The following is a 239-nucleotide window of genomic DNA, read 5'->3' on the forward strand; positions in this document are numbered from 1 at the left end:
TTTATCCGCTTTGGAGATATCCGGTGGAATATTGAAAAACGACGACATTTCTGCCACCGTTTTCCACCGTTTTATCTCACAGCCTGCGTCAGGTCGCTCTTCAGCGTTGCCCTGTTTGGCTGCAATTTTAGTATTGTCAAAATTTTTGTGGGAAATTCATTTACACAGTTTATTTTTCATACCCGCCGATATACAAAATGAAGCGTGATGAAGTAAAAACCATTATCTTCAGATACATC

1 protein-coding gene is annotated in these 239 nt (G+C 39.7%); it reads left to right on the plus strand.

Annotated elements, in window-relative coordinates:
• A partial coding sequence (locus LI114_RS14035; protein ID WP_227221170.1) for a hypothetical protein occupies positions 1-208 on the plus strand: 208 nt, incomplete at its 5' end.
• Positions 209-239 lie beyond the last annotated feature (31 nt).

The organism is Ruminococcus sp. 210702-SL.1.03, assembly GCF_020559915.1.
Classification (GTDB): domain Bacteria; phylum Bacillota; class Clostridia; order Oscillospirales; family Ruminococcaceae; genus YE71.